At 65.4% G+C, this 8,279-nt stretch carries 13 protein-coding genes and 1 pseudogene; all 14 read left to right on the forward strand.

Annotated features, from left to right (window positions below):
• Window positions 1-135 precede the first annotated feature (135 nt).
• A complete protein-coding gene (gene rpsH, locus ACWD4O_RS22365) occupies window positions 136-534 on the forward strand; it encodes a 30S ribosomal protein S8 (RefSeq protein ID WP_013001411.1) in 399 nt (132 codons plus the stop codon).
• A gap of 24 nt (window positions 535-558) precedes the next feature.
• On the forward strand, window positions 559-1,098 hold the full coding sequence (gene rplF / locus ACWD4O_RS22370; RefSeq protein ID WP_358800789.1) for a 50S ribosomal protein L6: 540 nt from the start codon (window positions 559-561) through the stop codon (window positions 1,096-1,098).
• A 3-nt stretch (window positions 1,099-1,101) separates the two neighbouring features.
• The gene (gene rplR, locus ACWD4O_RS22375) at window positions 1,102-1,485 is read left to right on the forward strand and encodes a 50S ribosomal protein L18 (RefSeq protein WP_351903777.1); all 384 of its coding nucleotides are present in this window, start codon (window positions 1,102-1,104) and stop codon (window positions 1,483-1,485) included.
• A gap of 38 nt (window positions 1,486-1,523) precedes the next feature.
• Window positions 1,524-2,129 (forward strand): 30S ribosomal protein S5, encoded by a 606-nt coding sequence (rpsE, locus tag ACWD4O_RS22380; protein ID WP_046704422.1) that lies wholly within the window; start codon window positions 1,524-1,526, stop codon window positions 2,127-2,129.
• A complete protein-coding gene (gene rpmD / locus ACWD4O_RS22385) occupies window positions 2,129-2,311 on the forward strand; it encodes a 50S ribosomal protein L30 (protein WP_030788246.1) in 183 nt (60 codons plus the stop codon). Before rpsE ends, rpmD begins: the two co-directional genes overlap by 1 nt.
• 2 nt (window positions 2,312-2,313) lie before the next feature.
• On the forward strand, window positions 2,314-2,769 hold the full coding sequence (gene rplO, locus ACWD4O_RS22390; protein ID WP_079660409.1) for a 50S ribosomal protein L15: 456 nt from the start codon (window positions 2,314-2,316) through the stop codon (window positions 2,767-2,769).
• Between the two features lie 259 nt (window positions 2,770-3,028).
• Window positions 3,029-4,342, forward strand: a complete 1,314-nt coding sequence (gene secY, locus ACWD4O_RS22395; protein ID WP_358800790.1) for a preprotein translocase subunit SecY — start codon at window positions 3,029-3,031, stop codon at window positions 4,340-4,342.
• Window positions 4,342-5,004 (forward strand): adenylate kinase, encoded by a 663-nt coding sequence (locus ACWD4O_RS22400; RefSeq protein ID WP_351903770.1) that lies wholly within the window; start codon window positions 4,342-4,344, stop codon window positions 5,002-5,004. The genes secY and ACWD4O_RS22400 overlap by 1 nt, the downstream gene beginning before the upstream one ends.
• Window positions 5,005-5,109: 105 nt before the next feature.
• A complete protein-coding gene (map, locus tag ACWD4O_RS22405; RefSeq protein ID WP_451282142.1) occupies window positions 5,110-5,946 on the forward strand; it encodes a type I methionyl aminopeptidase in 837 nt (278 codons plus the stop codon).
• Window positions 5,947-6,272: 326 nt separating this feature from the next.
• On the forward strand, window positions 6,273-6,494 hold the full coding sequence (gene infA, locus ACWD4O_RS22410) for a translation initiation factor IF-1 (protein WP_003948620.1): 222 nt from the start codon (window positions 6,273-6,275) through the stop codon (window positions 6,492-6,494).
• A 72-nt stretch (window positions 6,495-6,566) separates the two neighbouring features.
• Window positions 6,567-6,680: a 50S ribosomal protein L36 gene (gene rpmJ / locus ACWD4O_RS22415; RefSeq protein WP_003998809.1), complete on the forward strand. Its 114-nt coding sequence runs from the start codon at window positions 6,567-6,569 to the stop codon at window positions 6,678-6,680.
• A 213-nt stretch (window positions 6,681-6,893) separates the two neighbouring features.
• Window positions 6,894-7,274, forward strand: a complete 381-nt coding sequence (gene rpsM / locus ACWD4O_RS22420; RefSeq protein ID WP_057584669.1) for a 30S ribosomal protein S13 — start codon at window positions 6,894-6,896, stop codon at window positions 7,272-7,274.
• Between the two features lie 70 nt (window positions 7,275-7,344).
• The gene (gene rpsK, locus ACWD4O_RS22425) at window positions 7,345-7,749 is read left to right on the forward strand and encodes a 30S ribosomal protein S11 (RefSeq protein WP_010354218.1); all 405 of its coding nucleotides are present in this window, start codon (window positions 7,345-7,347) and stop codon (window positions 7,747-7,749) included.
• Window positions 7,750-7,871: 122 nt separating this feature from the next.
• Window positions 7,872-8,279: pseudogene (locus ACWD4O_RS22430) on the forward strand (DNA-directed RNA polymerase subunit alpha); the annotation flags it as partial.

Raw genomic sequence — 8,279 nt, forward strand, 5'->3', positions numbered from 1 at the left:
AGGGTTGGGCGTCCTGACGGTCGCCCGTACGACTTACTACGCCGTAGGTCCACCGCGCCGCACCCGTCCCGTCTCGGATCGGGGAGAGGGATGGCGCACCAGGAAACCCCGGCGAGAGAGGCCACAGGCCAATTCATGACCATGACTGATCCGATCGCAGACATGCTTACGCGTCTGCGGAACGCGAACTCGGCGTACCACGACTCCGTGACGATGCCGGCATCGAAGATCAAGTCTCACATCGCGGAGATCCTCCAGCAGGAGGGCTTCATCACGGGCTGGAAGGTCGAGGACGCCGAGGTCGGCAAGAACCTCGTTCTCGAGCTGAAGTTCGGCCCGAACCGTGAGCGCTCCATCGCGGGCATCAAGCGGATCTCCAAGCCCGGTCTCCGGGTTTACGCGAAGTCCACCTCCCTGCCCAAGGTGCTTGGCGGCCTCGGCGTGGCGATCATCTCCACGTCGCACGGTCTCCTCACCGACAAGCAGGCCGGCAAGAAGGGCGTAGGCGGAGAAGTTCTCGCCTACGTCTGGTAACGGAAGGGAACGGAGGAAACAGCTATGTCGCGCATTGGCAAGCTCCCCATCACGGTTCCCGCCGGTGTGGACGTCACCATCGACGGCCAGACGGTCGCGGTCAAGGGCCCCAAGGGCTCGCTGACCCACACCGTCGTTTCGCCGATCGAGATCGCCAAGGGTGAGGACGGCGTTCTGAACGTCACCCGCCCCAACGACGAGCGTCAGAGCAAGGCCCTGCACGGCCTGTCCCGCACGCTGGTGGCGAACATGATCACCGGCGTGACCCAGGGTTACGTGAAGAAGCTCGAGATCAGTGGTGTCGGTTACCGCGTGACCGCGAAGGGTTCGAACCTCGAGTTCGCGCTCGGTTACAGCCACCCGATCCTGGTCGAGGCCCCCGAGGGAATCTCCTTCAAGGTCGAGAACCCCACGCGGTTCTCGGTCGAGGGCATCGACAAGCAGAAGGTCGGCGAGGTTGCGGCCAACATCCGCAAGCTGCGCAAGCCCGACCCGTACAAGGCCAAGGGTGTCAAGTACGAGGGCGAAGTCATCCGCCGCAAGGTCGGAAAGGCGGGTAAGTAAGCCATGGCATACGGACAGAAGATCCTGAAGGGCGACGCCTACAAGCGCGCCGCGATCAAGCGCCGTCACATCCGGATCCGCAAGCGGATCAACGGTACGGCGGAGCGTCCTCGTCTGGTCGTTACCCGCTCGAACCGCCACATCGTGGCCCAGGTGATCGACGACATCAAGGGTCACACCCTGGCGTCGGCGTCCACCCTGGACACGTCGGTCCGCGGTGGCGAGGGCGACAAGTCCTCGCAGGCCAAGCAGGTCGGCGCGCTTGTCGCCGAGCGTGCCAAGGCCGCCGGTGTCGAGACCGTCGTGTTCGACCGTGGTGGTAACCAGTACGCCGGGCGCATCGCCGCTCTGGCGGACGCCGCCCGCGAGGCCGGGCTCAAGTTCTGAGCCTCCGTAGCTAGCGGAAACAGAGAGAGGTAATTCCAATGGCTGGACCCCAGCGCCGCGGTGGCGGTGCCGGTGGCGGCGAGCGGCGGGACCGGAAGGGCCGTGACGGCGGCGCAGCTGCCGCCGAGAAGACCGCGTACGTTGAGCGCGTCGTCGCGATCAACCGCGTCGCCAAGGTTGTGAAGGGTGGTCGTCGCTTCAGCTTCACCGCGCTGGTCGTGGTGGGCGATGGTGACGGCACCGTGGGTGTCGGTTACGGCAAGGCCAAGGAGGTGCCGGCCGCGATCGCCAAGGGTGTTGAAGAGGCCAAGAAGCACTTCTTCAAGGTCCCCCGTATCCAGGGCACCATCCCGCACCCGATCACGGGCGAGAAGGCCGCGGGCGTCGTCCTGCTCAAGCCTGCTTCCCCCGGTACCGGCGTTATCGCCGGTGGCCCGGTGCGTGCTGTGCTCGAGTGCGCCGGCGTTCACGACATCCTGTCGAAGTCGCTCGGCTCGTCCAACGCGATCAACATCGTGCACGCGACCGTGGAGGCCCTGAAGGGTCTGCAGCGTCCCGAGGAGATCGCGGCCCGCCGCGGTCTGCCCCTCGAGGACGTCGCTCCCGCGGCTCTGCTTCGTGCGCGTGCCGGGGCTGGTGCGTAATGGCTCAGCTCAAGATCACGCAGACGAAGTCGTACATCGGCAGCAAGCAGAACCACCGTGACACCCTTCGTTCGCTCGGGCTCAAGCGCCTGAACGACGTGGTCGTCAAGGAGGATCGTCCCGAGTTCCGCGGCATGGTGCACACCGTCCGCCACCTCGTGACGGTCGAGGAGGTCGACTGATCATGGCGGAGAACAACCCGCTCAAGATCCACAACCTCCGTCCCGCCCCGGGCGCCAAGACCGCCAAGACCCGTGTGGGTCGTGGTGAGGCGTCGAAGGGTAAGACGGCCGGTCGTGGTACCAAGGGCACGAAGGCCCGTTACCAGGTTCCGGAGCGCTTCGAGGGTGGGCAGATGCCCCTCCACATGCGTCTTCCGAAGCTCAAGGGCTTCAAGAACCCGTTCAAGACCGAGTTCCAGGTCGTGAACCTCGACAAGCTGGCCGCGCTGTACCCGGAGGGTGGCGAGGTCACCGTCGAGGGTCTCGTCGCCAAGGGTGCCGTTCGCAAGAACAGCCTCGTCAAGGTCCTCGGCCAGGGCGAGATCTCCGTCGCGCTGCAGGTTTCGGTTGACGCCGTTTCCGGCTCCGCCAAGGAGAAGATCACCGCCGCCGGCGGTACCGTCACCGAGCTCATCTGAACATCTCAGGTGACTCGATGACTTGAGCGATCCCGACCGGGGATACCCCACAAATGGGGTATCCCCGGTTGGTCGTTCCTAGGGCGGCTATGTCGCGGGTAAGGTGACCTGCGCTGCCCATTTTTCACAAGGTTCTCTCAAGAGGGCACCTTGAGCGGCAGTCGACCGTTACTCATGTCGTTGCTCTTAGTCGTTGTTCTTATTGGACCCTCAAGACCGTCACCCTTGACGCAGATGCGCGGGGGTCGCAGGAGGCACCGTGCTCACCGCGTTCGCCCGGGCGTTCAAGACGCCCGACCTGCGCAAGAAGCTCCTCATCACGCTCGGGATCATCGTGATCTACCGGGTCGGCACGCACATTCCGATCCCCGGTGTCGACTACACGTCCGTCCAGCGGTGTGTGGACGAGGCGTCCGGCAACCAGGGCCTCTTCGGTCTGGTGAACATGTTCAGCGGCGGTGCGCTGCTGCAGATCACCATCTTCGCGCTGGGCATCATGCCGTACATCACGGCGAGCATCATCCTTCAGCTGCTCACCGTGGTCATCCCGCGTCTGGAAGCCCTGAAGAAGGAGGGCTCGGCCGGCACGGCGAAGATCACGCAGTACACGCGTTACCTCACCGTGGCGCTCGCCATCCTGCAGGGCACCGGCCTCGTGGCCACCGCCCGCAGCGGTGCCCTGTTCTCCGGTTGCACGGTCGCGTCGAGCATCGTCCCGGACCGCGCGATCTTCACCACCATCACCATGGTCATCTGCATGACCGCCGGTACCGCCATGGTCATGTGGCTCGGTGAGATCATCACCGACCGCGGCATCGGCAACGGCATGTCGATCCTCATGTTCATCTCGATCGCCGCGACCTTCCCCTCGGCCCTGTGGGCCATCAAGAAGCAGGGCACGCTGGCGGACGGCTGGATCGAGTTCGGCACGGTCATCCTGGTCGGTCTGGTCATGGTCGGCCTGGTGGTCTTCGTCGAGCAGGCCCAGCGCCGGATCCCCGTGCAGTACGCGAAGCGCATGATCGGCCGCCGGTCCTACGGCGGTACCTCTACGTACATCCCGCTCAAGGTGAACCAGGCCGGTGTGATCCCGGTCATCTTCGCCTCGTCGCTGCTCTACATCCCGGCTCTCGTCGCCCAGTTCTCCGGCGGTCAGTCCAGCTGGAAGACCTGGATCGAGACCAACCTGACAAAGGGTGACCACCCGATCTACATCAGCATGTACTTCTTGCTGATCGTTTTCTTCGCGTTCTTCTATGTGGCGATCTCCTTCAACCCCGAGGAAGTCGCCGACAACATGAAGAAGTATGGTGGCTTCATCCCGGGCATCCGGGCTGGCCGACCGACCGCTGAGTACCTGTCGTACGTACTCAACCGGATCACCTGGCCGGGTTCGCTGTATCTGGGTCTGATCGCTCTTGTACCGACGATGGCGTTGGTTGGCTTCGGGGCAAGCCAGAACTTCCCGTTCGGTGGTACCAGCATCCTGATCATCGTGGGTGTCGGTCTCGAAACGGTGAAGCAGATCGAGAGCCAGCTCCAGCAGCGCAATTACGAAGGGTTCCTCCGCTGATGCGTATCGTCCTCGTCGGGCCGCCGGGCGCCGGAAAGGGAACGCAGGCCACACGTCTGGCCGAGAAGCTGCGCGTTCCCCACATCTCCACGGGCGACCTGTTCCGCGCCAACATCAGCCAGCAGACGGAGCTCGGGAAACTCGCGAAGTCCTACATGGACGCCGGCAACCTCGTCCCCGACGAGGTGACCATCGCCATGGCCAAGGACCGTATGGAGCAGCCGGACGCCGAGCGCGGCTTCCTGCTGGACGGTTTCCCGCGCAATGTCTCGCAGGCCGAGGCGCTGGACGAGCTTCTCACCACCGAGGGCATCAAGCTGGACGCGGTACTGGACCTGGAGGCCCCCGAGGAGGAGGTCGTCAAGCGGATCGCCGGCCGGCGCATCTGCCGCAACGACTCCGCCCACGTCTTCCACGTGACGTACAAGAAGCCGGCGCAGGACGACGTCTGTGACGTCTGCGGCGGCGAGCTGTACCAGCGGGACGACGACACCGAGGAAACGGTCCGCACGCGGCTCGAGGTCTACCACACGCAGACCGAGCCGATCATCGACTACTACAAGGCGCAGGGCCTGGTCGTGACCATCGAGGCCATGGGCCCGGTGGACGAGGTCACCGGCCGTGCGCTGGCGGCGCTGAAGCGCGAGGGCGACGACCAGTAGTCGTCGTCCGGGTACGGCCGTGGAGTCCTTCCGGACACCACGGCCGTACTGTTGTGTACATACGTAACCGACCGACCCCTGAGTGACGGAGAGCGCAGGCCCCCCATGGTGCAGATCAAGAGCCCCGAGCAGATCGCCAAGATGCGGGTGGCGGGGCTGGTCGTCGCCGCCATCCACGCGGCCACGCGCGAAGCGGCGGTGCCGGGGGCGACGACGAAGGACCTGGACGAGGTCGCCCGCAAGGTCCTCGCGGAGCACGGCGCGAAGTCGAACTTCCTCGGGTACGGCGGCTTCCCGGCCACGATCTGCACGTCCGTGAACGATGTGGTCGTCCATGGCATCCCGTCCGACGAGGTCGTCCTCAAGGACGGCGACATCATCTCCATCGACTGCGGCGCGATTGTGGACGGCTGGCACGGCGACGCGGCGTACACGGCGTTCGTCGGCTCGGGCCATGCTCCGGAGCTGGTCGAGCTCTCCCGGGTGACCGAGGAGTCCATGTGGGCCGGTATCGCCGCCATGAAGCAGGGCAGCCGGCTGGTGGACGTCTCCCGGGCCATCGAGACGTACATCCGCCGCCAGCCGAAGCCCGGCGGCGGCCGCTACGGCATCATCGAGGACTACGGCGGCCACGGCATCGGCACCGAGATGCACATGGACCCCCACCTCCTGAACTACGTCGACCGCAAGCGGGGCAAGGGCCCGAAGCTGATCCCGGGCTTCTGCCTGGCGATCGAGCCGATGGTGTCCCTCGGCACCCCTCGCACCGAGGTCCTCGAGGACGACTGGACCGTCATCACGACGGACGGCACGTGGTCCTCCCACTGGGAGCACTCGGTCGCTCTGACGGAGGCGGGCCCGCTGGTGCTGACGTCCCCGGACGGGGGCAGGGCGAAGCTGGCGGAGCACGGGGTCACGGCCGCGCCGGACCCGCTGGGCTGAGGCTCTTCCGTCCCGTTTCTGGGGGTGCGCCCCCAGGCCCTCTTTCGCCCCCGCCGCCCCTTCCCGTCCCGTTCCTGGGGGCTGTGCCCCCAGACCCCCCGTGTCGGCCTGGACGGCCTCGTCCTCAAGCGCCGGACGGGCTGATTTGTGCTGGGCCGGGCTTGCCTCGCTTAAGGATCACCCCTGTGGGGCAGGCTTTCCCGATTCGTCTTTCCGGGTGCGCTGACGTAGACTGACTCGTCGGCTCTCGTGCACCCGCATGTCCGCATGCGCCCATTAGGGAAAGCGTGGGAGTCGATCAAGGTAGTCGATTCGAAGGGCGAAGCGTGGCCAAGAAGCAAGGTGCCATCGAGATCGAGGGCACTGTCGTCGAGTCTCTTCCGAACGCCATGTTCAAGGTCGAGCTCCAGAACGGCCACCAGGTCCTGGCACACATCAGCGGCAAGATGCGTATGCACTACATCCGTATCCTCCCTGACGACCGGGTCGTGGTGGAGCTGTCTCCGTACGACCTGACGCGTGGCCGGATCGTCTACCGGTACAAGTAGATCTTGCCCAGGCCCCGTGCGCTCTCTTGTGCGCGGGGTGGCCGGCAACTGACCCGGAGAACCTCACATCCCATGAAGGTCAAGCCGAGCGTCAAGAAGATCTGCGACAAGTGCAGGGTGATCCGCCGTCACGGTCGGGTCATGGTCATTTGCGAGAACCCGCGCCACAAGCAGCGCCAGGGCTGATCGCAGACAGATCACACCCTCTGCATCGATATCGCAGAGACTTCGCGCGACGCGAGCTGAATTTGTTCATACGCAGGACCCAGGCGTTTTCTCGCGCCTGATACCCCCGGCTCGGAGGCCGGGGACCCAGTTCGTACCGAATCCCCGAGGGGGAGGACGGCGGATGGGAGGCGGTTCTGCGGAAGACCTCCGAAGATCAACTGGAGCCATTGAATGGCACGCGTTTCCGGTGTCGACATCCCGCGCGAAAAGCGTGTGGAGGTCGCCCTCACCTACGTGTTCGGCATCGGCCGGACCCTCTCCCAGGAGACGCTGGCAGCGACCGGCGTCGACCCGAACACCCGCGTTCGCGACCTCTCCGAGGAGCAGCTCGTCGCGATCCGCGAGTACGTGGACGCCAACATCAAGACCGAGGGTGACCTCCGTCGCGAGGTCCAGGCCGACATCCGCCGCAAGGTCGAGATCGGCTGCTACCAGGGTCTCCGTCACCGTCGTGGTCTGCCCGTCCGCGGTCAGCGCACCAGCACGAACGCTCGTACCCGCAAGGGCCCGCGTCGCGCCATCGCCGGCAAGAAGAAGCCGGGCAAGAAGTAGTCCTCAGCGGACAACGCTTCATCAGCGGTCTTCGCTGTAGGACCGACCACCTCCCCGTAGGAGTTTGTAGATGCCCCCCAAGGGTCGTCAGGGCGCTGCCAAGAAGGTGCGCCGCAAGGAAAAGAAGAACGTCGCGCACGGCCAGGCGCACATCAAGAGCACGTTCAACAACACGATCGTGTCCATCACGGACCCGGCCGGAAACGTGATCTCGTGGGCCTCCGCCGGCCACGTCGGTTTCAAGGGCTCGCGCAAGTCCACGCCGTTCGCCGCGCAGATGGCCGCCGAGTCGGCTGCCCGTCGCGCGCAGGAGCACGGCATGCGCAAGGTCGACGTCTTCGTCAAGGGCCCGGGCGCCGGTCGTGAGACCGCCATCCGCTCCCTGCAGGCGACGGGCCTCGAGGTCGGCTCCATCCAGGACGTCACCCCGACCCCGCACAACGGTTGCCGTCCGCCGAAGCGCCGCCGCGTCTGACGCACGGCTGCTTGTCGGGCTGAGGATTTCGGGCGGTACGGCCTCTTCGGGTCGTATCGCCCGTACCCTTGTCACATATCAGGACGTCAAATAGCGGGCGTCCCTGACAGAAGGATCGCAACATGCTGATCGCTCAGCGTCCCTCGTTGACCGAAGAGGTCGTCGACGAGTTCCGCTCCCGGTTCGTGATCGAGCCGCTGGAGCCGGGATTCGGCTACACCCTCGGTAACTCCCTCCGCCGTACCCTCCTCTCCTCGATCCCCGGCGCTGCTGTCACCAGCATCCGGATCGACGGCGTGCTGCACGAGTTCACCACCGTGCCGGGCGTCAAGGAGGACGTCACCGACCTGATCCTCAACATCAAGCAGCTCGTCGTGTCGTCCGAGCACGACGAGCCGGTTGTGATGTACCTGCGCAAGCAGGGTCCGGGTCTGGTCACCGCCGCCGACATCGCGCCCCCGGCCGGTGTCGAGGTGCACAACCCCGACCTCGTCCTCGCCACGCTCAACGGCAAGGGCAAGCTGGAGATG

Source organism: Streptomyces sp. NPDC002623, assembly GCF_053592635.1.